Origin of the sequence: Pseudarthrobacter sp. CC12 (genome assembly GCF_039907755.1) — a bacterium.
GTDB lineage: Bacteria > Actinomycetota > Actinomycetes > Actinomycetales > Micrococcaceae > Arthrobacter > Arthrobacter niigatensis.
Genome location: NZ_JARDJH010000027.1, coordinates 13,635 through 34,383 on the forward strand (window position 1 = coordinate 13,635; position 20,749 = coordinate 34,383).

Genomic DNA, 20,749 nt, shown 5'->3' on the forward strand with positions numbered 1-20,749 from the left:
AGGATTATCCCGCGCCCAGCCCGGCCTCTTTGTAGAACCCCTCGATATGGTCGGCCACCAGCCGGGCTGCCCGGCTCCCATCGCCCTCCTTGACCGCGGCGAGGATGGCATGGTGCTCGGTGCGCAGGCGCGAGGCTGTGGCGTTCCAGTCCGGCAGGTTTCCGGTCAGTCGGGCCGCGTACCCCTGGATGGATTCGCGCAGCGATCCCATCATGGCGCTGACCACCGCATTGCCGGCCGCGTGGGCCAGGGCCAAATGGAACCGGACATCAAGGGCCAGGAAATCATCCACGGACAGGCCTTCGGGCGCATCCATCGCCGCCAGGAGCGTGGCCGCCTCTTCCAGCTCCGGCGCATCCCGGCGTGCCTGGGCGGCAGCCCATGACTCCAGGAGGACCCGGGTTTCCACGATGTCTGCCACCGGCAGGTGCTGGGTGGCCACATGGAGCCGAAGGGCCGAGCCAAGGGCGGCGGCAGGATCAGAGATCACGACCGTCCCGGCGTCCGGACCGGAACCGACACCGGACCGCACTACGCCCATGGCTTCGAGGATCCGGATGGCCTCACGTACCGAAGTCCGGGAGACCTGGAGCTGTTCGGCCAAGGTGCGCTCCGCCGGGAGCCTGCCGCCGACCGCCAGGTCGCCGGCTGAGAGCCTGTCCTCGATCCAGTGCAGGACCAACTGGTGGGTGCGCATAGGCCAATGGTACTTGATGTGGTTGGACCACATGCCCTAGAGTGTGGTTGGACCATAGGAGGAGCCATGACCCACACCATCAAGCCCAATAATCCGGAAGCCACCCCGGCGCCGGATGCCACGGACATTCCCGCAGCGCCGGCACCCGCCAGGGCTCCGTCGTCGTCCGCTCTGCCTGCCGCCCTGAAGCGGCGCGTCCCCAAGTACTCGGACCTGGCGCCCCTGATGCAGTTCAAGAAGCCGGAGTTCAGCAGGGCTGCCCGGCTGCAGCGGGCCAGCACCATCTGGGAGCTCCGCGACATCGCCAAACGCCGCACCCCCAAGGCACCCTTTGACTACACGGACGGGGCCGCGGAAGAGGAGATCACCCTCCGCCGCGCCCGCCAGGCATTCCTGGACATCGAGTTCCGGCCCGGCATCCTGCGGAACGTCTCCAGCATCGACCTCAGCACTGAGATCCTGGGCAAGCCGTCCCGGCTCCCCGTCGGCATCGCCCCCACCGGCTTCACCCGGATGATGCAGTCCGAGGGCGAGTACGCCGGATCGCAGGCCGCCGAAGCCGCAGGCATCCCCTACACCCTGTCCACCATGGGCACCGCCTCCATCGAGGATGTGGCCCAGGCCGCCCCGAACGGCAGGAACTGGTTCCAGCTGTACCTGTGGACAGACCGGGACCGCTCGCTGGAACTCATTGAGCGCGCCGCCAAAGCCGGCAACGACACCCTCATGGTCACCGTGGACACCGCCGTGGCGGGTGCCCGCCTCCGCGACGTCCGGAACGGCATGACCATCCCGCCGGCGCTGACCCTCAAAACCGTGCTGGACGCCTCCTACCGGCCCGCCTGGTGGTTCAACTTCCTCACCCACGAGCCCCTGACCTTCGCCTCGCTGTCCCGCTACACCGGCACGGTGGCCGACCTGATCAACTCCATGTTTGATCCCACCCTCACGTTCGGGGACCTGGACTGGCTGCGCGAAACCTGGAAGGGCAAGCTGGTAGTCAAGGGCATCCAGACCGTCGAGGACGCCCGCAAGGTGGTGGACCACGGCGCCGACGGCGTGGTCCTGTCCAACCACGGCGGCCGCCAGCTGGACCGGGCCCCCATCCCGTTCCACCTGCTCCCGGAGGTCAGGCAGGCCTTCACCGCTGACAACAGTGACGCCGCCATCATGCTGGACACCGGCATCATGAGCGGCGCGGACATCGTGGCTGCACTGGCACTGGGCGCCGACTTTACGCTGATTGGCCGCGCCTACCTCTACGGGCTGATGGCAGGCGGACGCGCGGGCGTGGACAGGACCCTGCAGATCCTCGAGAAGGATATGGCCCGCACCATGGCGCTGCTGGGTGTCAGCCGGATTTCCGAGCTCACCCCGGACCACGTGCGGCTGCTGCCCCGGTAGGTCCTACTTCTTGCGCCCGAATTTCGGCAGGTTTGGGAGGTTGGCCAGCAGGTCGGCTGCCTTGGTGGCGGCGCGGCCAACGGTCCGTCCGATTTGCTGCGGCACGGTGTCGTCGCTCAACGGGGCGGCCGTACCGCCGGGAATGACGACGGCGGGGCTCAGCCCCGCGCCTTCCCTCACCAGGACGGGCGCAGGAATGTCCTCCCGGGCCGGCTGCGAAGGCCCGGCAGCCCGGGGGGCCTGCGGCGGTGGGGCGGCCGCTGCGGCGACGCTTTCCTGCAGGTGGGCCGGGACCGGCTGGTCGGCGCCCACCCGGACCGGCCCGTCCGGCGAGGCTGCGGCGCTGCCGCCGCTGCCGACGTCGAACGTCTCAAGCCAGCTGGCGATGCCCTCCAAAGGGCCCCGGTTCAGGGCGTAGTAGCGCTTCTGTCCCTGCGCGCGCATGCTGACCAACTGTGCTTCACGGAGGACTTTCAGGTGCTTGGAAATGGTGGGCTGGCTCGCCGCCAGTTCCTCCACCAGTTCCCCCACGGCTTTGTCGCCTGCCCGAAGCGCCACCAGGATGTCCCGCCGGGTGGATTCCGCTATGACGGCAAATACGTCGTCTGTCACCATGCCTCCCACCCTAGCGACATATACGTCTAAAGGCATCCACTATTTCGGCGGCACACGGTTTCGGCCGGACTAGTCGAACCAGGGGTCCAGCCCGTGCAGCGGGAACACTGCCTTGCGGGTGGCCATGACGGTGCGGTCCACGGCGTCGTTGGGGTCGAATCCCACTTCCCAGGAACGCCACCAGAGCTCCACGTCGTCCCCCATGAGGGTGGGCGCCTCCCTGCCGAACTTCTCCATCACGTACTCCCGCCAATCCCCCGGCACGGGAGTCCGGAGCGGCACGGGACGTCCGGCCGCGATGGCCACCAGGTGGCTCCAGGCCCTCGGCACCACGTCCAGCACGTTGTAGCCTCCGCCGCCGGTGGCGATCCAGCGGCCGCCGCAATAGCGCTCGGCCAGATTCCCGACGGCGCTGGCCGCCTCGCGTTGCCCGTCAACGCTGAGGTTGAGGTGCGTGAGGGGGTCGTTGCGGTGCGAATCGCATCCGTGCTGGCTGACGATCACCCCCGGTTCGAAGGCCCCCACAAGCTGGGGCACCACGGCGTAGAAGGCGCGGAGCCAGCCGGCGTCTGAGGTACCGGCCGGCAGGGCGACGTTTACGGCCGTCCCCTCGGCAGCCGGACCGCCGGTCTCGTTGGCGAAGCCGGTCCCGGGGAAAAGGGTCAGCCCCGTCTCATGCAGCGAGATCGTGAGGACCCGCGGATCGTCCCAGAAGATGTTCTGGGTACCGTCCCCGTGGTGGGCGTCGACGTCGATGTAGGCCACCTTGCCCACGCCGCCGTCAAGCAGCTTTTGCACGGCAAGGGCGGCGTCGTTGTAGATGCAGAATCCGCTGGCGCGCTCCCGGGCCGCGTGGTGCATACCGCCGCCGAAGTTCACAGCATGCACGGCCGATCCTTCCAGCAGGCGCTGGGCTGCCAGCAGCGAGCCGCCGGCCAGGCGGGCTGCGGCCTCGTGCATGCCGGCGAACGCGGGATCATCCTCGGTTCCCAGCCCTCGTGATTCGTCGGGGCGGGTGGGGTCCGCGCTGACCCGGCGGACTGCTGCCACATAGTCGGCCGAGTGGACGGACTCCAGCTCTGCGTCGGATGCCACCTCCGGAGCTGCCAGGTCAACGTGGTCCAGGTCGAAGAGCCCGAGGCTGCGTGAGAGGCGCGCGGTAAGGTCCATGCGCTCCGGTGCCATGGGGTGGCCGGGGCCGAAGTTGTAGGCTGTCATGTCAGGACTCCACGCCACCATCGTTGGCGGCGCGGGCTGGCGGAGTCCGGGCAAGTATGTCATCAATCACAGGCTACCCGAGCCTGTGCCGCCGCCGGCCCGGTCATGACGCCGGCTTTAGTGGTTTACTACTGAAGGAAGCCGTTTCAACCGAGGAAAAGCCACACATGACGCAAAGCCAGTCGAGGCCCCGGACGCCGGCCCCCTGGCACCCCCCGGCGCAGGACCGGGAGGGCCTCTGGATCTTCACCCGGCTGCGCGACTTCATTGACGACATTGCCAATACGTCCCCCGCGCGGCTGGCACTGACTGCGTTCGCCGCCGTCTGCACACTTTTTACTTTCCTGCTCACCCTGCCGGTCTCTGCCGCCGACGGAACCCCCACCCCCATCCACCAGGCGTTGTTTACGGCGGTCTCGGCGGTCTGCGTCACGGGACTCACGGTGGTATCGACGGCGGCCCACTGGTCCTTCTTCGGCCAGCTGGTAATCCTGGTGGGCATCTTCATCGGCGGCTTGGGCACCTTGACCCTCGCCTCGCTGCTCGCCCTCATGGTGAGCAAGCGGCTGGGCGTGCGCGGGAAGATCATCGCCGCGGAATCCATGAACAACGCAGGCCGCCTGGGCGAAGTGGGCACCCTGCTGCGGATCGTCATCACCACTTCAGTGGTGATCGAAGGCATCCTGGCGCTGGCATTGATCCCGCGCTTCCTTACTTTGGGCGAGCCGTTCTGGCAGTCTGTCTGGCACGGCATCTTCTACGCCATTTCATCGTTCAACAACGCCGGCTTCACCCCCCATTCGGACGGCATCGTGCCCTACGAAACGGACCTGTGGATCCTCATCCCCCTGATGGTGGGCGTCTTCCTGGGCAGCCTGGGCTTTCCCGTGGTGATGGTGCTGCAGCAGAACGGGCTGAACTGGAAGAAATGGAACCTCCACACCAAGCTCACCATCCAGGTCTCACTTATCCTGCTCGCCGCGGGCACGTTCCTGTGGGCCCTGATGGAGTGGGACAACGCCCGGACCATCGGACCGATGGGCCTCGGTGACAAGATCACCCACTCCCTGTTTGCCTCGGTCATGACGCGTTCAGGCGGGTTCAACCTGGTGGACCAGAACCACATGGAATCCACCACCAAGCTCCTGACCGACGCGCTGATGTTCGCCGGCGGCGGGTCGGCGTCGACGGCGGGCGGCATCAAGGTGACCACCATCGCCGTGATGTTCCTGGCCATCGTTGCCGAGGCCCGCGGCGATGCCGACGTGAAGGTGTACGGCCGGACCATTCCGCAAGGCACCATGCGGGTGGCCATCTCCGTGATCGTTGCCGGCGCCACCCTGGTTTCCGTCTCCGCCTTCCTGCTCCTGCAGTTCAGCGGCGCAACACTGGACCGGGTGCTGTTCGAGACGATTTCGGCCTTCGCCACCGTTGGCCTGAGCACCGGGCTCAGCGCCGAGGTGCCGCCCGAGGGAGTCTACGTCCTCACAGCCCTCATGTTCGCCGGCCGCGTGGGCACCGTAACCCTCGCCGCGGCACTTGCCCTGCGCCAGCGCAGCCAGCTGTACCACTACCCCGAAGAGAGGCCGATCATTGGCTAGTTCCACAGACGCCCCCCGGCGCCCCGCCCACAACGCTCCGGTCCTGGTGATCGGGCTGGGCCGCTTTGGATCATCCACCGCGGAGCAGCTGGTCAAGCAGGGCCGGGAAGTGCTCGCCATCGAACGGGACCGGAACCTGGTGCAGAAATGGGCGCCCCTCCTGACCCACGTGGTGGAGGCCGACGCCACCAACATTGATGCACTCCGCCAACTGGGCGCCCAGGAGTTCAGCTCCGCCGTCGTGGGCGTGGGAACCTCCATCGAGTCCTCGGTACTGATCACGGTCAACCTCGTCGACCTGGGCATCGAGCACCTCTGGGTCAAGGCGATCACCCCGTCACATGGCAAGATCCTGACCCGGATCGGCGCCAACCACGTCATCTACCCCGAGGCCGACGCCGGAGTTCGCGCCGCACACCTGGTGTCCGGCCGGATGCTGGACTTCATCGAGTTCGACGACGACTTCGCCATCGTGAAGATGTACCCGCCACGCGAAACCGTGGGCTTCACCCTGGACGAGTCAAAGGTCCGCTCCAAGTACGGGGTGACCATTGTGGGGGTGAAGTCCCCTGGTGAAGACTTTACGTACGCCCGGCCCGAGACCAAGGTGTCTTCGCGGGACATGCTGATCGTTTCCGGCCACGTGGACCTGCTGGAGCGGTTCGCCGCCCGGCCATAAAGTCCCACGGTGGTTGGGCCTGTCGAAACCGGATTTCGACCGGCCCAACCGCCGCTAGCCGAGCTGTCTGGTGATTTCGGCGGCCCGGTCAGCTGCCGCGCGTGCGCCGGCGGCGATGATGGCCGGGATGCCCTGTTCGTCAAACGTGGCGATGGCGCGTTCAGTGGTGCCGTTGGGGCTCGTGACGGCCTTGCGCAGGGCTGCAGGGTCGGCGCCGGGTTCGGCCAGCATGAGGCCGGCACCGGCCACGGTTTCGCGGGCCAGCAGGAGAGAAAGCTCGCGGTCCAGGCCCAGTTCCTCCCCTGCGGAGGCCATGGCCTCGGCCAGGTAGAAGGCGTAGGCGGGACCGGAGCCGCTGATGGCCGAGAGCGCGTCCACCTGCTCTTCGGGGACTTCCACGACAGTTCCGGCACCCTGCAGGAGGTCTTTGACCATTTGGAGCTGTTCGGGGCTGCAGTGCGTGCCGGGCGAGACGGACACGACGCCGCGGCCCAGCTTGGCGGGCGTGTTGGGCATGGTCCGGATCACCGGCTGCCCCGCGGGGAGTGCGGCCTCCAGCTGGGCGATGGACACGGCCGCGGCCACGCTGACCACCACGGTTTCCGGTGACAGGGCGGGGCTGATTTCCCTCGCCAGGTCCGCGATGCCCACCGGCTTGACGCCGAGGATGACCACCGCAGACCCCTTGGCGGCCTGCCTGTTGTTGTCGGGTTCTTCCTCACCGGCAATGGCGGTGATCCCTTGGTAGCGCTGGGCGAGTTCCGAGGCGCGCTCCGCGCGGCGGACGGTGGCCACCACATCCCCCGGGTCCTTCCCTGCCTCCAGCAGGCCGCCAAGTATGGCTTCGTTCATGGATCCACAGCCAAGGAATGCGATTCGGTTGCTCATGCCTCCATCATTACAGTCCGCAGGCATTCACAGGCAACTCCCATCCTCAGCGCAGGCAGCACACAACTTGGGGTCCTAACGTAGTTATTACCTCATTGAGGGTGCGAGTGATGCGGCAGGCATGGGGATGTCTGCCAGGGCACCGGTGGCACGGCAACAGGTTTTCCCCCATTTTCCTGTAGCCGGCCCCGGTGCTTCCGCATTTAACTGGCACCCCTTCGTCAAAGGGCTAGACAGTGGCTTCCACGGTTCGGGAGCCTGCCACGTGGGGTGCCGGCTCCAAGGGTCCGTCGAAGACCAGTTGGTCAAGGCGCCGCAGGATCAGCCCTTCACGCAGCGCCCACGGGCAGATGCGGAGCTTCTTGAACTTGAACATCTCCAAGGCGGCCTCGGCCACCAAAGCGCCCGCAAGGACCTGGCGGGCCCTGGCCTCGGATACTCCGGGAAGGTGCAGGCGGTCTTCCGAACTCATCGCCGAGATCCGCTGCGTCCAGATTCCCAGGTCCGAGGCGTGCAGTTCCCTCTTGACGTAAGGACCCTCGGCACTGGGCGCAGCACCCGCGATCCTGGCCAGCGACCGGAAAGTCTTGGAGGTGCCGGCCACCACGTTTGCCCGGCCCAGGCCGTCAAATTCACGGACGGCAGGCTTGAGCGTGGCCCGGATGTAGCGCCGCAGATCCTTGACGCTCTTCGCGGTCGGCGGGTCCTCGGGAAGCCAGTCCCGGGTGAGCCGGCTGGCACCCAGCGGCACGGAAGTCGCCACCTCGGGAAGTTCGTCCTGGCCGAACGCCATTTCGAAGGAGCCGCCGCCGATGTCCAGGTTCAGGATGGGCCCGGCGCCCCACCCATGCCAGCGCCTGACCGCGAAGAACGTCATGGACGCCTCTTCGCTGCCGCTCAATTCCTGCAGGGTCACCGTGGTCTCGTGCTTGACCCTGGCCAGGACGGCCGGGCCGTTGGCGGCCTCCCGGATCGCGGAGGTACAGAAAGCCAGGAGGTCCTCGGCCTTGTGCCGGGCAGCGAATTCCCAGGCTTCCAGCACGAAGTCCGTGAGCTCCTGCTGGCCTTGGTCGCTGATGCTGCCGTCCGGCTCAAGGTATTGGACCAGCGACAGCGGCCGCTTATGGGAAGCGAACGGGACCGGCTGCGCGCCCGGGTGGGCATCCACCAGGAGCAGGTGGACAGTGTTGGACCCGATATCGAGGACGCCTAGACGCATGGGGACATTATTGCTCGTCAGCGCGCTTGAAGTCGCGCCTGATGTTGGCAACACCCTCGGGGTTGATCTCGAAACCGTAGGCCGCGCCCGGGTTGATCACCATGCCCAGCTCATCGCCGATGTTGGCGATGATGGCGGCGCCCTGCGTGCCCAGGACGTTGGGAGCGGCTTCCAAGTACTGCTGGTCCACCCTGCTGGGGTGCGAGAAGACGGCCAGGACGGGGTCGCCGTCGGCATTGGCAAGAACCAGGGGCTCCACCTGGGAGTCCACGCCCTCCACCGTGTCCGAGCTGATGATGTAGACCTCGCTGTTGAGGAACGACAGGATGACGTCCACAGGGTCTGCGTCCGGCTGGCCACCGGTGGCGAGCTTCTCCTCGAGGTCGTTGAGCGGCTGGAGGTCCGTGTGCGCGGGCTGTTCAGTCATTCCCCTAGCCGATCACGATACTGTGGCCGGCGCAAACGCGCCGGCCACCTGGTTACTTCTTGGCCGTGGCCTTTTTCTTGGCCGGCGCCTTGCGGGTGGTGGTCCGCTTGACCGGTCCCTTGGCGCGCTTCTCGGCGAGCAGTTCCACCGCCTGTTCCCGCGTGAGTTCCTCGAGGGAGGTGGCACGGGGCACTGTGATGTTCGTGATGCCGTCCGTGATGTAGGGGCCGAACCGGCCTTCCTTCACCACGATGTTCTTCTCGGACACCGGGTCGGGGCCGAATTCGGCCAGCGGGGGCACGGCGGCGCGGGCGCCGCGCTGCTTGGGCTGCGAGTAGATCTCCAGTGCCTGCTCCAGGGTGATCGTGAAGATCTCCTCTTCGGAGCCGATGGAGCGTGAGTCCGTCCCCTTCTTCAGGTACGGGCCGAACCGGCCGTTCTGCACCGTGATGAGGTTGCCTTCGGCGTCCTCTCCCAGTGCCCGGGGCAGGCTCATGAGTTGGAGCGCTTCCTCCAGGGTCACGGATTCAACGGTCATGGATTTGAAGAGCGAACCCGTGCGCGGCTTGGCCTTCACCGGCTTTTTCGGCGGCTTGGGCTTGCCGTTCTTGTAGTACTCCACCGGCTGGTTGGCCAGTTCCTCGTCGGTCATTTCCGGGATGATCTCTGTGACGTAGGCACCGTAGCGGCCATTCTTGGCCACCACGGTATGTCCGGTGTGCGGATCCGCGCCGAGCACGCGTTCCTCGGGCGCCGCCGTCTCCATCAGTTCGATGGCCTTTGCAGCAGTCAGTTCGTCCGGGGCCAGGTCCTCGGGGACGTTGGCACGCGCCGATTCGACGATCTCGCCCGTTTTCGGGTCCACCACGGCGGCAGAGCTTTCCAGGTAAGGGCCGAACTTGCCCACCCGGAGGGTGATCTCGTCGGTGATGGGGATGGAGTTGATTTCGCGGGCATCGATTTCGCCCAGGTTGTTGACGATGCTCAGCAGGCCCGGATCGGAATCCTCGCCGAAGTAGAAGTGCCGCAGCCAGGAGGCGCCGGCTTCCTGGCCGTTGGCGATCTTGTCCAGGTCGCCTTCCATGTCGGCGGTGAACTCATAGTCCACGTAATCGGAGAAGTGCTGTTCCAGGAGCCGGATCACGGAGAAAGCGATCCAGCTGGGCACCAGGGCCGAGCCCTGCTTCCGGACGTAGCCGCGGTCCTGGATGGTTGAGATGGTGGAGGCGTAGGTGGACGGACGGCCGATGCCCTTCTTCTCCAGCTCCGCTGTCAGCGAGGCCTCCGTGTAGCGCGGTGGCGGGGAGGTCTCGTGGCCCACGGCCTGGATGTCGGAAGCCGTGAGCGAGTCGTCCTTGGCAACGTTGGGCAGGCGGCGAGCTTCGTCGGAGTCGTCGTCGCCGCGGGTCTCGTCCTTGCCTTCCTCGTACGCTGCGAGGAAGCCGGGGAACGTGATCACCGTGCCGGAGGCGGAGAACTCTGCGTCCCTCCCGTCGGTGGACACGGCACCGAGCCGGATGGTCGCCGTCGAACCCTTGGCATCGCCCATCTGGGAAGCGACGGTGCGCTTCCAGATGAGTTCGTAGAGGCGGAACTCGTCGCCGGAAAGCTGCTTGGCCACCTGGGCAGGCGTGCGGAAGGAGTCACCGGCGGGGCGGATGGCCTCGTGCGCTTCCTGCGCGTTCGCGGCCTTGTTGGAGTAGACACGCGGGGACTGCGGAATGTATTCGGGGCCGTACAGTTCGGAGGCCTGGCGGCGGGCTGCCGTGACGGCTTCGTCGCTCAGCGCGGAGGAGTCTGTACGCATATAGGTGATGTAGCCGTTTTCATACAGGCGCTGGGCGATCTGCATGGTGCTCTTGGAGGAGAAGCGCAGCTTGCGGCCGGCCTCTTGCTGCAGCGTGGAGGTGGTGAAGGGTGCAGCGGGACGGCGTGTGTAGGGCTTGGTGTCCACCGAGCGGACCCGGAAGTCGGCGTTCTGCAGCCCTGCCGCCAGGGAGGTGGCCAGTTCCTCGTTGAGGTGGGCCACGTTCCGGGAGGTGAGTTCGCCGTTGTCGTTGAAGTCGCGGCCGGTGGCCACCTTGGCGCCGTCCACGGCGGCAAGCTTGGCCTTGAAGGAGCCCGAGTCCGCACCGAACTGGCCGGTCAGGTCCCAGTAGGAAGCAGCCTTGAAGGCCATGCGTTCGCGTTCGCGGTCCACCACCATGCGGGTGACCACGGACTGCACGCGGCCGGCGGAGAGGCCGCGGGCCACCTTGCGCCACAGGACAGGGGAAATCTCGTAGCCATAGAGGCGGTCCAGGACGCGGCGGGTTTCCTGGGCGTCCACCAGGTCCTGGTCAACATCGCGCAGGTTGCCCATGGCGCGCTGGATGGCTTCCTTGGTGATTTCGCCGAACGTCATCCGGTATACGGGGACCTTGGGCTTGAGCACCTCGAGCAGGTGCCACGCGATGGCTTCGCCTTCGCGGTCCCCATCGGTTGCGAGATAGAGTTCGTCGGCGTCCTTGAGCGCGGCCTTGAGCTCGGTCACCTTTTTCTTTTTGTCCGGAGACACCACGTAGTAGGGCTTGAAGTCGTGGTCGATGTCGACGGCGAACTTGCCCACGGAGGTTTTCTTCAGCTCGGCGGGGAGTTCCGAGGGCTGCGGCAGGTCGCGGATGTGACCGATGGAGGCCTCTACGATGAAGCCCTCGCCGAGGTACTTGGCGATGGTCTTGCTCTTGGCCGGAGACTCCACAATCACGAGTTTCTTGCCGGTTTTGGCCTTGCTTGGCACGGTGCTCCTACAGAAAAAGGTTGCTGGGGCAGATGAGCCCATGTCCGCCTAGTTCACCATATTTTGGGCAATCGTGCGCATTCCTGTGGAAAAGACGGGGCTCCGATGAGGGCTTGAGGGGGCCTATTCCAGGGCCGGATTTCCGGCCGGGACCAGGAAGCCGTCCCGGACCAGGTTGGCCACGTCGGCGAGCAGTGCACCCTGGAAGGTCCCGGCGTCGAAGCCTTCGCCGCCGCCCAGGAGGGCCTCCAAAGCCCCGGCGATCTGCCCGGCGGTGAGGTCGCCGTCGCACGCGGACACAAAGCCGGCCAGCTCGGTGCTCATCAAGTTGGTCCGCCGCAGCCCGGCACCCTGCCGGAGCAGGATCACGCCAGGATGTTCTGCGCCTGGGCGCTGGTGGCGTTCCTCGGTGACGTCGTCCGCCACGAGCAGGTGCGTGCCGGCAAGGTCGTGGGCGGCGAGCCAGTCGCTGCGTTCGACGGCGGCACCCAGGTGGGGGCCGATTGGCTGCTCGATGGGGTAGGTGATTTCCTCGAAGCGGCTGATGGCGGCAGGTTTTCCGTCTGCGGGGCGGCGCAGCCAGACCATGCCGAAGCCAATGCCGGCCACATCCCGGGAGCCGAAATCGGCGAGGTAGGCGGCGTAAGCGTCCCGGTAATGCTGCCGGTCGCGGGACTCGGAGGCGTCCCGCAGCCAGGTTTCGGCGTATTGTTCCGGACTGACCAGCTCACGCTGGATGAACCAGGCATCCGTGCCCTGCCGCACCCAGGACTGTGGCCGTTCTTCCCAGCTGCTGCCGGCGGCGACTTCCCAGTTGCCAAGCATCTGGGCCCACCCGCCGGGTGCCAAAACGCCTGGCAGGCCGGCCACCAGGGAGGCCACGATCCCGTCACCGGGCAGGCCGCCGTCGCGGTAGGTGAACTGGTCCGCCGCGTCCTCGCCGGCACTGCGCGGGGTGATCACGAACGGCGGGTTGGAGACCACCAGGCCGAATTCTTCACCGGCCACCGGCTCCAGGAGTGAACCCAGGCGCAGGCTGACCCTCTCTTCGAGGCGCGCAGGGTCCACCGAGAGCGCCTCGGCATTGAGCAGGATGTTGAACCTGGCGTAGGCCAGCGCACGCGCGGAGATGTCGGTGGCCGTGACGTGCTGGCAGTGGTGCAGCAGGTGGAAGGCCTGGATGCCGCAGCCCGTCCCGAGGTCCAGGGCGCGCTCGGTGTGGCGGCGGATGGTGGTCTGCACCAGGGTGGTTGATGCCTGGCCGATGCCCAGGACGTGGTCGTGCCGGAGCACGCCGGCCTGCTGGTGGGCAGCAAGGTCGCTGGCGACCCACAGCTCCGCACCGCCGCTGCCGTCGCCGTTCCTGTCCCAGCCGTACGGCCGCAGGTCGGCTTTTGCCGTGAGCAGCCCGGAGCGGGGGACGGGCTGCACCAGCCCCAGCTCAACGAGTCCGTCGGCGCCGGTGCCCGGCAGCGCGGCGTCGAGCGTTTCCTTTTCCTGCGGCTCTGCGAGGAGCCACAGGCGGACGACGGCGGCGAGCGGCACAGTGCCGGCGTCGGCCCGCACTGCCTGTTCAACAGCGAGCACCGCGGGGATGAGCTGGTCCCTGTTCAACGCCGACGAGGCCTCAGGGCCGAGCAGCTGCGCCACGCCGTCGAGCGTGTAGTCCAGCCCGCGCAGGTCGGCGGCGAGCGCGGACAGCAATGCGGGGAGGTCGCTGCGGGGAGCGTCGGGAGTGTTTCCGGCGGTGAACTCATAAGGGGATGCAGGCACCGCTCAAGTTTAGTCCGGGGTGGGTGCGGGGTACGGTGGTCCCATGCCTTCCCGCCCCGCCTTCCTTCCGCGCGCCCGCACGGCGGCCGCTGTTCGCCGTTCGCTGCCGGGGGCAGTGGCTGCCGCCGGCCTCTGCCTTGCCGTGGCAGGGTGTTCACCGTCGAATCCGGTGGAGAACGCAGATGTATCGGCGTGGCGGGCCACCGCGATGCCATCCTCCCCGGCGGGTGTTGTGCTGCAGGATTCCGGCAAGATCCTCAACCGGGACCGCATTGTGCAGGAGGCCGCTAGGGTTCCCGCGGGCAGCTACACGCTCACTGCGGTGTGCGACGGCACCGGCAAAGCCTTCTTCGCCGTGTCCCTGGACGGCAAGGCCGTAACGGAAGCCGGAGCCGCCTGCAACGGCCGGCAAGAGACCACCAGGATCAGCCTGCCCGCTGCGGGCCGGGTCGAAATCAGCAGCTCCAGCGTGGACGCTCCGCTGCTTTACGCCTACCAGCTGGCACCGGCGCAATAACGCCCGTTCCGGCTCTGGCCTGCCGCCCGGCGGGGGCTTAAAGTCGGACTATGCCCAGCGTGCGGGGAACCTCCGCGTCCCTTCCGGAAGGGACAGCACGGGCGCCGCTGGCACCGAAGGCGGCCGCCGCCGTCGCCCTTGGACTTGTGCTTGCGGCAGGTGCCCTGTCCGGCTGTGAATATTCGTACGACGACGGCCGGGCCTCCAGCGCGCGGGGCACCACGACCGCTGCCCCGGCGCCGGCGTTCACCCGCGACCCGCTGCAGCAGGATCCGGTTGGCGAGGCCGATCTTGAGGACTGGGAATCACGGGCGCTTCCGGGCACCACGGGTCCCGTGGTCCAGGCCGAGGCAGGACTGCTCGCTGCCGGTGAAGTCCGGACGGTCCGGTCGCCGGTGCTGGAAACCGGGACCTACATGCTGGCCATCGCGTGCCGCAGCCAGCGCCGGGTGACCTTCACGGTCAGTACGGAAACCCTCACCCTGGTGGACCTGGGCCTGCGGTGCGGCATCAACCGCCAAAACGTCATTTATGTATCGACGGACAGCGTGCTAACGGTCAGGGTGGAGGCCCGGACCGCTGCGAACTACGCGTTCCGTGTGCAACGGCTCTGACGCCCTGCCGTTACCGGGACAGGCGCGGTAACCTTACCGGCGCTGTCCGGTGCCGGGGTCAGGCCGCGGCGCACCCGTCCGGGCAGCGGAGCGTCTCCGGGCTCGCGGCACAATCGGCGCAGTACAGCGTTAAAGTGCGGCAGCTCGGGTTGGAACAGTTCTCGAATTTGCTGGTGGGCGCCGAACACCGGGCGCACTGGCCAATGGTCTTGGCGTCATCGCTGAACTCCAGGTGCATGCGCTTGTCAAAAACGTACAGCGACCCCTCCCAGAGGCCCTGATCCTTGAACGCCTCGCCGTAGCGGACAATCCCGCCGTCCAGCTGGTAAACCTCTTTGAAGCCGCGGTTCACCATGAGGCTGGACAGGACCTCGCAGCGGATGCCCCCGGTGCAGTAGGTCACCACCGGCTTGTCCTTCAGGGAGTCGTACTTGCCGGATTCCAGCTCCTTGATGAAGTCGTGGGTGGTGGCGACGTCCGGCACCACGGCGTCCTTGAACCTGCCGATCTGGGCTTCGAAGGCGTTCCGGCCGTCGAAGAAGACCACGTCCTCGCCGTCCCTCTTCCTGGAGTCAACGAGCTCGTGGAGCTGCTCCGGCTTCAGGTGCTTCCCGCCGCCCACCACGCCCCCGGCGTCAACCTTGAGTTCCCCCGGCGCGCCGAAGGAGACGATCTCGTCCCGGACCTTCACGCTGAGCCGCGGGAAGTCTGCCGCGCCGCCATCGGACCATTTGACGTCGATGTCCCGGAACCCGGCGTACTCCCGGGTGGTCTTGATGTACTGCTTAACTGCACCGATTTCCCCGCCCACGGTGGCGTTGATCCCGTCTCTGGAAATGATAATGCGGCCGGTCAGTCCCAGCTTTTCGCACAGGGCACGCTGCCAAAGGCGGACAGCCTCCGGGTCTGGAAGGGGGGTAAAACCGTAAAAGAGCACAATCTTGTTCAAAGCCACGTGTTTAAGGGTACCGGCTGGGTTTGCCCCTCCCAGGCGTGGCACCGGCTGAGCGGGCCCGGCACTGATCACAATTGCATAAGCACTGCGGCCCCCTCTGTTGCTTCCGATCGGGCTGGAATAGTCTTCTTGCCATGAGCCCGGAAACCCTGGTTGAAGACATCACTGGCCTGCTCGAAGTGTGGGTTGCCGGCTGGGCCGGATGTCGCGGCTACCGGACCTCCACGGAGGGCCGTTTCCCCGCTGCGCTCCGCTCTGACACCAGCGGCGAGTGGGAAATTTTCGCGTCCGAGCCCACGGATGACGAGTTCGCCACCCTCGCGTCCAGGACTGCGGAATCCCCGGCGCGGGTACTGACCATTCTCACCAATGACCCCTCACGGTACGCCGCCCTGGCAGCCCGTCAGGGGCTGAACGTCACGTCTGATTCGCAGACGATGATGATCGTGGACATGGAGACGCAGGACGCCGAGGACCCGTGGTTGTCCGACGACGACCTGAGCCTGTCCACTTACGAGCAGGACGGCGTGCATTACGCGGAGGTCCGCTCCGGAGACGCCCTCGCGGCCAGTGGCCGGGTGTTCGTGGTCGGTGACACCGCAGTGTTCGACAAGATCATCACCGAGCCTGCCTTCCAGCGCAGGGGACTGGGCAGTTTCATCATGCGTGCGCTGGCGGCCCAGGCCTTCGGGCATGATGTCCGCGCCGGTTTGCTGTTGGCTTCCCTGGACGGGCAGAAGCTCTACTCCCATCTTGGCTGGACCACGGTGGCCCGGGTCCTGATGCTCTCGGCGTCCCACGACGGAGCGGACCTCTCCCTGAGCTGAAAGGGTTCAGCCGGGGCATCCCGATTGTTTTCCCCGTTGGCGAACCGCGGGCGGGCGGCACAGTTACGGGTGGAAGAATGGTGGGGTGAACCCCCATGACTCCCTGATTCCCTTGCTGGGCCGCGGCCCGGACCCGGAACAGCTCCGTCATGTGCGCACCATACCGGCGCGGGAGGCAGTCCACGCGCCGTGGCCTGCATGGGTTCATCCGGACATTGCTGCCGCGTACGGGACGCTGGGCATCCGCGAGCCGTACCAGCACCAGGTCGATGCGGCCGATGCAGCGCATTCGGGCCAGCACGTTGTGGTGGCTACCGGCACTGCGTCCGGAAAGTCGCTGGCGTACCAGCTGCCGGCGCTGGATGCGATCCACCGGTCCGAGCTCCGCGTGCTCGCGGACCCGGGCAAGATCCACGACGACGGCGCCGTCACCCTTTACCTCTCCCCCACCAAGGCGCTGGCGGCGGATCAGCTCAATGCCATCCGCGCCCTGAAGCTGCCCACGGTCAGGGCGGAAACCTACGACGGCGACACCGACCCCTCCGCCCGCCGGTGGATCAGGGACCACGCCAACTTCATCCTTGCCAACCCCGACATGCTGCACTTTGGCATCCTCCCCAACCACGCGTGGTGGGCGGGTTTCTTCCGCCGGCTTCGCTACGTCATCGTGGACGAAGCGCACAGCTACCGGGGCGTGTTCGGGTCACACGTAGCCAACCTGATGCGCCGCCTCCGCCGGATCTGCGCCTACTACGGTGCCGGAACGGCGTTCCCCGAGCCCGTGTTCATCGCTGCCTCCGCCACTGCGTCCGAGCCCCACGTGTCCTTCTCCCGCCTCATCGGGGCGCCCGTCAAGGCGGTGTCCCGCGACTGCTCGCCGCACGGGGCCACCACCGTGGCGTTGTGGGAACCGGCGCTGACCGATGTCAGGGGCGAGAACGGCGCCAAGGAGCGGCGGACGGCCGTGGCCGAAACGGCTGACCTGCTGGCCAACCTGGTGTCCGCCCGGGTCCGCACCATCGCCTTCATCAAGTCCCGCCGCGGCGCGGAGACCATCTCAGCCATCACCAAGCGCCTCCTTGACGAGGTGGATCCGAGCCTGCCGCAACGGGTCGCCGCCTACCGGTCGGGGTACCTGCCGGAGGAACGCCGGGCAGTGGAGAAATCCCTGCGTTCGGGCCAGTTGCTGGGTGTTTCCAGCACGTCTGCGTTGGAACTCGGGATCGACATCTCGGGCCTGGACGCCGTCCTGGTGGCCGGCTGGCCCGGTACGCGGGCGTCGCTGTTCCAGCAGATCGGCAGGGCCGGGAGGGCAGGCCAGGATGCCATTGCGGCATTTGTGGCCAGCGATGACCCGCTGGACACTTTCCTGGTCAACCATCCCGAGGCCATCTTCGACGTGTCCGTGGAGGCAACCGTCTTTGACCCCTCCAACCCCTACGTTCTGGGACCGCACCTGTGCGCGGCGGCGGCTGAGCTTCCGCTGGGGCCGGCCGAGCTGGACCTCTTTGGGCCTACCGCTGAAATGCTCCTGGACCGGCTGGTAGCCCAGGGCTACCTCCGGCGGCGGCCTGCGGGCTGGTTCTGGACCCACTCGCAGAGTGCGGCGGCGATGGTCAACCTCCGGGCGGACGGCGGCGGCCCCGTGAGCATCGTCGATGCCGAGACCGGTTCCCTGCTGGGCACCATGGACTCGCCGCAGACCCACTACCAGGCCCACACCGGTGCCGTGTACGTCCACCAGGGCGACACCTACGTGGTGGAGGACCTGAACGAGGACGACCACTGCGTCATGGTCCGCCGGGCCAACCCGGACTACTACACCACCGCCCGGGACGTAACCCAGATCGAGGTCCTGGAGACCCTGCGGACCATGCAGTGGGGCGACGTCACCGTTCACTTCGGCGATGTGAAGGTGACCACCCAGGTTGTCTCCTTCCAGCGCAAGGCCCTGATCTCCAATGAAGTCCTGGGCGAGGAGCCGCTGGAATTGGGTGCCCGCGACCTCTTTACGAAGGCGGTGTGGTTCGTGGTGGACAACCGTTCGTTGACCGGGGCCGGCCTCATCGAAGCGCAGTTCCCGGGCGCCCTGCATGCCGCAGAGCACGCCGCCATAGGACTCCTGCCGCTGGTGGCGTCCAGCGACCGGTGGGACATCGGCGGGGTGTCCACTGCCTTGCATGCCGACACCGGGGTGCCCACCATATTCGTCTATGACGGGCACCCTGGCGGAGCCGGCTTTGCCGAACGGGGATTCGACAAAGCCATGGTCTGGCTGGCGGCGACCCGCGATGCCATCAAGGCCTGCGAATGCGAAGCAGGTTGCCCATCCTGTGTCCAGTCCCCTAAATGCGGCAACAAGAACAACCCGTTGGACAAGGCGGCGGCGGTCACCTTGCTGGGCGTGCTGCTCAAGGACGCTACCGAACCGGCTCCGGTGGATCTGGAAGCCCGGAGCTGACACCGGCCCGGGGAACTGTCTCCCCTAGGGCGGAGGACCTGCCCGTGCCCGTCCGGTCGCGGCACCCAGCAGCGGCCGTTCGCCGAGCTCAGCCAGCACTTCAACAGTCTGTCCCGAACCCTCGGAGCAGCTCAGCACCGTCGCATCATGGCGGGCAGCCACGTCGGCGGCGACCGTGCAGGGGTCCCCCGTGGTGATGCCGCGGAGGGCATCCGCCCCGGCGAGGGCTGCGAGGTCCGCTGCCGTTGCGGCCCTCCCGGCGAGCACCGCAGCCTGGGCAAGCAGCAGCATGACAGCCATGGCCGTGATGACCACCAGGGCCAGCCCCGCCGCAAGGACCGTTCCTGAGCCGCGTTCACGGCCATCCGCAATGGTTTGCATCACCTGAAGCCCCCGGCGTCGCTCGGGCTTTCGCCGGCGCCGGAACCGCCGGTCCCTGCAATCTCGCTGCGCGTGGAAGCCCGGGCGGTGAGGGTCCACGGAATCGAAGAACCGAGGGGGCCCGGGACCTGGTCGGTAACAGTGACATTGAACCACCCGGCGTCGGCGGAGACTGACGCGGATGCCGAAGCTCCGGCGAGCGTCCTGACCGTCCGTTGCACCGTTGCGGGATCCTCGCCCCGGGCCAGGGCCCTGGCGCCGGCCCGGGCTCCCTCTTCGATCCGAAGCTGTGTCATGCCCGCGGCTGCCCCGGCGAGCAGCATGGCCAGCAGTCCAAGCACGGCAGGCAACGCCACTGCGAACTCGGCTGTTACTGTGCCCCGGGCGTTCACCGTCCTGTCCACCGGTTCCGGGTCCCCGTTGATGCGGGCGGCCGTGGAGGCCACCACTCCAGGTGGCTTCCGTGGCGTCAGCACTCCGGCGGAACGTGTCATGGCAGCGCCAAGGCGGTGCGGATGAGGTTTAGGAGGAAACCACGCACTTCGTCGCTCCGGAGGATGAACACCAACAGCCCTGCGAATCCCACGGCGGCCAGCGTAGCGATGGCGTATTCGGCCGTGGCCATGCCGGCTTCGGAGCCCAACAGCCGAACGCTGCGGCGGACCCTGGGGGCGGCAGCTCCGGCTCCGGCCCCGGGATAGAGCTCCACCACGGTGCCGGGCCGTGCCAACGTCGCTGCTGGTGAGGGCAACCCCGTTCCCCTGACCTGCGGATCGAATACGCCGGGAACGGATGCGTCCGCCGGGAATGCGGCGGCGTAGGGGTAGGGCGTCCCGGAGGCGCGGCCACGGCTGCCGGTCCGTCCCGATGAAAAGCGCCGGGAAGCGGCCACAGCGGATGTTCCGGCGGAGTAGTTGCGGCGGTAGTAGTTGATGGACATCTGGTTTCCTTTCCGATGATGCCGGCAGTGTTCCGGCGCTCCTGACTCTTCCCGGCGCAGCAGTTGCCGGTAAGTGAGGGGGTGGGCTAAGTGGATAAGCCGTGCCCTTCCGCCGCTGTGGAGGAGGGGACGTGCAGCCGCCAGGGGACGGCTAGGACCCGGACGGCACCAGGGCCAGCAGAACCGGAACGACGCCAAGGCAGATGAAGGCCGGCAGCGAGCAAAGGCCCAGGGGTATCACCAGCTTCACACCGAGTGAAGCAGCCCGCTTTTCGGCCTCCCGGAAGCGTTCCCGGCGAAGCCTGGCGGCCTGGGCATACAGAATCGCCGAGGACGGCGCACCTGTCAGTGCAGCGAAGCCGAGGGCGTCCCTCAGCTCCAGGATTTCGGGGAGCCGGACGGCGGAGCTGCGCCAGGCCGTGTGCCAGTCGGCGCCGATGGCGAGCGCCGAAACCACCGGCCGCAGCGAGTCCCGGTACTGGGGTGCTGCCGCGGCGGCCACCAGGTCGAGGGACCGGCCAATTCCGGCGCCCGCGTCCAGCATCGCGGCCACAAGTTCGAGCATCATGGCGGTGTCCTTCAGCCCGCTGTCCTCATGGGCCGACGCCTTCTTTGTACCCATTGCCTGCTGGGTCCTGGCAGCAGCAGGAAACAGCCGGTGCAGCCGCCGGAGCGGCACGGCATGGCTGGAACAGGCAAGCCAGGCCCCGGCCGCCAGCAGGAGGAACAAGGCCAGTCCCGGGGCCCAACCCAT

Annotated in this window: 20 protein-coding genes; 7 read left to right on the forward strand and 13 right to left on the reverse strand. The window is 67.2% G+C overall.

All coding sequences use genetic code 11. The features are described 5' to 3' along the window. Nucleotides 1–4: 4 nt before the first annotated feature. Complete coding sequence (locus PV772_RS16650; RefSeq protein ID WP_307359672.1) at nucleotides 5–697, reverse strand: FCD domain-containing protein; 693 nt, start codon at nucleotides 695–697, stop codon at nucleotides 5–7. 66 nt (nucleotides 698–763) lie between these two features. On the opposite strand from PV772_RS16650, the gene PV772_RS16655 reads away from it, so the two are divergent. Continuing rightward, nucleotides 764–2,101, forward strand: coding sequence for an alpha-hydroxy acid oxidase (locus PV772_RS16655; protein ID WP_347886871.1), 1,338 nt, complete (start codon nucleotides 764–766; stop codon nucleotides 2,099–2,101). Between the two features lie 3 nt (nucleotides 2,102–2,104). Here the strand turns inward: PV772_RS16655 and PV772_RS16660 are convergent, their stop codons facing one another. Further along, nucleotides 2,105–2,716 carry a metalloregulator ArsR/SmtB family transcription factor gene (locus PV772_RS16660; protein ID WP_347886872.1) on the reverse strand — a complete coding sequence of 204 codons (612 nt, stop codon included), beginning with the start codon at nucleotides 2,714–2,716 and terminating at the stop codon, nucleotides 2,105–2,107. A gap of 69 nt (nucleotides 2,717–2,785) precedes the next feature. Then, nucleotides 2,786–3,997: an acetoin utilization protein AcuC gene (locus tag PV772_RS16665; RefSeq protein WP_347886873.1), complete on the reverse strand. Its 1,212-nt coding sequence runs from the start codon at nucleotides 3,995–3,997 to the stop codon at nucleotides 2,786–2,788. 104 nt (nucleotides 3,998–4,101) lie between these two features. Between PV772_RS16665 and PV772_RS16670 the strand changes: the two genes are divergently transcribed. Together PV772_RS16670 and PV772_RS16675 are read left to right on the forward strand one after the other, a co-directional pair. Beyond that, nucleotides 4,102–5,535, forward strand: coding sequence for a potassium transporter TrkG (locus PV772_RS16670; protein WP_141159395.1), 1,434 nt, complete (start codon nucleotides 4,102–4,104; stop codon nucleotides 5,533–5,535). Beyond that, nucleotides 5,528–6,214, forward strand: coding sequence for a TrkA family potassium uptake protein (locus tag PV772_RS16675; protein ID WP_026265713.1), 687 nt, complete (start codon nucleotides 5,528–5,530; stop codon nucleotides 6,212–6,214). The genes PV772_RS16670 and PV772_RS16675 overlap by 8 nt, the downstream gene beginning before the upstream one ends. 54 nt (nucleotides 6,215–6,268) lie before the next feature. On the opposite strand, the gene proC is transcribed toward PV772_RS16675, so the two are convergent. From proC to PV772_RS16700, 5 genes are all read right to left on the reverse strand, one after another. Further along, nucleotides 6,269–7,102: a pyrroline-5-carboxylate reductase gene (proC, locus tag PV772_RS16680; protein ID WP_141159394.1), complete on the reverse strand. Its 834-nt coding sequence runs from the start codon at nucleotides 7,100–7,102 to the stop codon at nucleotides 6,269–6,271. 229 nt (nucleotides 7,103–7,331) lie between these two features. Further along, complete coding sequence (locus PV772_RS16685) at nucleotides 7,332–8,321, reverse strand: Ppx/GppA phosphatase family protein (RefSeq protein WP_141159393.1); 990 nt, start codon at nucleotides 8,319–8,321, stop codon at nucleotides 7,332–7,334. Between the two features lie 7 nt (nucleotides 8,322–8,328). Then, entirely contained in the window at nucleotides 8,329–8,748 is a 420-nt protein-coding gene (locus PV772_RS16690; protein ID WP_141159392.1) for an SseB family protein, read from the reverse strand. Nucleotides 8,749–8,800: 52 nt separating this feature from the next. Continuing rightward, nucleotides 8,801–11,527 (reverse strand): type I DNA topoisomerase, encoded by a 2,727-nt coding sequence (gene topA / locus PV772_RS16695; protein WP_141159391.1) that lies wholly within the window; start codon nucleotides 11,525–11,527, stop codon nucleotides 8,801–8,803. A gap of 123 nt (nucleotides 11,528–11,650) precedes the next feature. After that, entirely contained in the window at nucleotides 11,651–13,300 is a 1,650-nt protein-coding gene (locus PV772_RS16700; protein WP_141159390.1) for a methyltransferase, read from the reverse strand. A 43-nt stretch (nucleotides 13,301–13,343) separates the two neighbouring features. Here PV772_RS16700 and PV772_RS16705 point away from each other — a divergent pair, with 43 nt between their 5' ends. Then, a complete protein-coding gene (locus PV772_RS16705) occupies nucleotides 13,344–13,817 on the forward strand; it encodes a hypothetical protein (protein ID WP_141159389.1) in 474 nt (157 codons plus the stop codon). A 50-nt stretch (nucleotides 13,818–13,867) separates the two neighbouring features. Next, complete coding sequence (locus PV772_RS16710) at nucleotides 13,868–14,431, forward strand: hypothetical protein (protein ID WP_246839841.1); 564 nt, start codon at nucleotides 13,868–13,870, stop codon at nucleotides 14,429–14,431. Between the two features lie 58 nt (nucleotides 14,432–14,489). Here PV772_RS16710 and PV772_RS16715 read toward each other — a convergent pair whose 3' ends face one another. Further along, nucleotides 14,490–15,386: a rhodanese-related sulfurtransferase gene (locus PV772_RS16715; protein ID WP_141159388.1), complete on the reverse strand. Its 897-nt coding sequence runs from the start codon at nucleotides 15,384–15,386 to the stop codon at nucleotides 14,490–14,492. Between the two features lie 134 nt (nucleotides 15,387–15,520). Between PV772_RS16715 and PV772_RS16720 the strand changes: the two genes are divergently transcribed. Next, nucleotides 15,521–16,213 carry a GNAT family N-acetyltransferase gene (locus PV772_RS16720; protein WP_141159387.1) on the forward strand — a complete coding sequence of 231 codons (693 nt, stop codon included), beginning with the start codon at nucleotides 15,521–15,523 and terminating at the stop codon, nucleotides 16,211–16,213. 85 nt (nucleotides 16,214–16,298) lie between these two features. After that, entirely contained in the window at nucleotides 16,299–18,674 is a 2,376-nt protein-coding gene (locus PV772_RS16725) for a DEAD/DEAH box helicase (protein WP_141159386.1), read from the forward strand. A gap of 24 nt (nucleotides 18,675–18,698) precedes the next feature. Here PV772_RS16725 and PV772_RS16730 read toward each other — a convergent pair whose 3' ends face one another. The 4 genes from PV772_RS16730 to PV772_RS16745 all read right to left on the reverse strand — a co-directional run bounded on the left by PV772_RS16730 (nucleotide 18,699) and on the right by PV772_RS16745 (nucleotide 20,749). Continuing rightward, nucleotides 18,699–19,055, reverse strand: coding sequence for an Rv3654c family TadE-like protein (locus PV772_RS16730; RefSeq protein WP_141159385.1), 357 nt, complete (start codon nucleotides 19,053–19,055; stop codon nucleotides 18,699–18,701). Next, nucleotides 19,055–19,549, reverse strand: a complete 495-nt coding sequence (locus tag PV772_RS16735) for a TadE family type IV pilus minor pilin (RefSeq protein ID WP_246839840.1) — start codon at nucleotides 19,547–19,549, stop codon at nucleotides 19,055–19,057. The genes PV772_RS16730 and PV772_RS16735 overlap by 1 nt, the downstream gene beginning before the upstream one ends. After that, entirely contained in the window at nucleotides 19,546–19,995 is a 450-nt protein-coding gene (locus PV772_RS16740; RefSeq protein WP_141159384.1) for a DUF4244 domain-containing protein, read from the reverse strand. Before PV772_RS16740 ends, PV772_RS16735 begins: the two co-directional genes overlap by 4 nt. A 151-nt stretch (nucleotides 19,996–20,146) precedes the next feature. Further along, entirely contained in the window at nucleotides 20,147–20,749 is a 603-nt protein-coding gene (locus PV772_RS16745) for a type II secretion system F family protein (RefSeq protein ID WP_141161471.1), read from the reverse strand.

Bases quoted from the DNA above. Each gene is read 5' to 3' on its own strand.
- PV772_RS16650 (WP_307359672.1), bottom strand. From the start codon at position 697: ATGCGCACCCACCAGTTGGTCCTGCACTGGATCGAGGACAGGCTCTCA.
- PV772_RS16655 (WP_347886871.1), top strand. From the start codon at position 764: ATGACCCACACCATCAAGCCCAATAATCCGGAAGCCACCCCGGCGCCG.
- PV772_RS16660 (WP_347886872.1), bottom strand. From the start codon at position 2,716: ATGGTGACAGACGACGTATTTGCCGTCATAGCGGAATCCACCCGGCGG.
- PV772_RS16665 (WP_347886873.1), bottom strand. From the start codon at position 3,997: ATGACATACTTGCCCGGACTCCGCCAGCCCGCGCCGCCAACGATGGTG.
- PV772_RS16670 (WP_141159395.1), top strand. From the start codon at position 4,102: ATGACGCAAAGCCAGTCGAGGCCCCGGACGCCGGCCCCCTGGCACCCC.
- proC (WP_141159394.1), bottom strand. From the start codon at position 7,102: ATGAGCAACCGAATCGCATTCCTTGGCTGTGGATCCATGAACGAAGCC.
- PV772_RS16685 (WP_141159393.1), bottom strand. From the start codon at position 8,321: ATGCGTCTAGGCGTCCTCGATATCGGGTCCAACACTGTCCACCTGCTC.
- PV772_RS16690 (WP_141159392.1), bottom strand. From the start codon at position 8,748: ATGACTGAACAGCCCGCGCACACGGACCTCCAGCCGCTCAACGACCTC.
- PV772_RS16705 (WP_141159389.1), top strand. From the start codon at position 13,344: ATGCCTTCCCGCCCCGCCTTCCTTCCGCGCGCCCGCACGGCGGCCGCT.
- PV772_RS16710 (WP_246839841.1), top strand. From the start codon at position 13,868: ATGCCCAGCGTGCGGGGAACCTCCGCGTCCCTTCCGGAAGGGACAGCA.
- PV772_RS16720 (WP_141159387.1), top strand. From the start codon at position 15,521: ATGAGCCCGGAAACCCTGGTTGAAGACATCACTGGCCTGCTCGAAGTG.
- PV772_RS16730 (WP_141159385.1), bottom strand. From the start codon at position 19,055: ATGCAAACCATTGCGGATGGCCGTGAACGCGGCTCAGGAACGGTCCTT.
- PV772_RS16735 (WP_246839840.1), bottom strand. From the start codon at position 19,549: ATGACACGTTCCGCCGGAGTGCTGACGCCACGGAAGCCACCTGGAGTG.
- PV772_RS16740 (WP_141159384.1), bottom strand. From the start codon at position 19,995: ATGTCCATCAACTACTACCGCCGCAACTACTCCGCCGGAACATCCGCT.
- PV772_RS16745 (WP_141161471.1), bottom strand. From the start codon at position 20,749: ATGGGTTGGGCCCCGGGACTGGCCTTGTTCCTCCTGCTGGCGGCCGGG.